The organism is Arthrobacter sp. MDT2-34-1, from assembly GCF_059091365.1.
The window spans coordinates 1-725 of sequence record NZ_JBNHGO010000078.1 but is presented as its reverse complement, the minus strand read 5'-3'; the positions used below and the strand labels follow the sequence as shown (position 1 = coordinate 725).

1 protein-coding gene is annotated in these 725 nt (G+C 67.4%); it reads right to left on the bottom strand.

Annotated features, from left to right (window positions below):
- Positions 1-712, bottom strand: a 712-nt coding sequence (locus AC5RVV_RS17705) for a glycoside hydrolase family 15 protein (protein ID WP_494002661.1), incomplete at its 3' end; no start/stop codon positions are given.
- Positions 713-725 lie beyond the last annotated feature (13 nt).

Below are 725 nucleotides of genomic sequence, written 5' to 3'. Positions count from 1 at the left end.
CGATGCCGCCGGTGGGGGCATAGGTGAGTGCCTTGAGGGTGATCAGGGAACGTTTCACGGCGTCGCTGTATTTTCCTTCCACCCGGCTGCGGCTGATCCACTGCCGCCAGAAGGCCTCCGTTGCCTCCAGCGCTTTGGTCGGGTCGATCCGGGCCGGTTCCGGGTGGTGGCCCGGGGCCCAGCGCAGGACGAAGGGGACCCTGTCCCCGGCCCGTATGGTGAATTCGCTGACTGTGTGCAGCTTGAGCCCCTTCAACGGAGCCGGGGTGGTGAGGTAGGCGGAGTCGGGGCCGGCGACGGCGCTGATGCCGCCCGGGATGCGGCGCACCCACGGTATGACCCGGCCGTAGTCGAAGCGCAGGCACAGCTCTCCGTGCATCGGCACCGTGCCGCTGAGGCCCTCCACGATACGCACTACATCCACCGCGTCATCGCGTCCGGGCATGAAGTCGATAATCCGGACGCTTCCTCCGGCGGTGTCCCATTCGGTTTCCAGAACCAACGTGTCCGACCGGTACCTGCGGCGGGTGCACTCCCCGGCTCCGGCGGGAGCAAGCAGCCAGCGTCCTGCCTCGGGGGAGTCCAGCAGCGCCGCGAAACAGGCCGGGGAATCAAAGCGCGGCAGGCACAGCCAGTCGATGGACCCGTTCCGCCCGATCAGTGCCGCCGTCTCCAGGTCACCGACGATGGCATAGTCCTCGATTCTCGCCATGCAAACGCCTCCT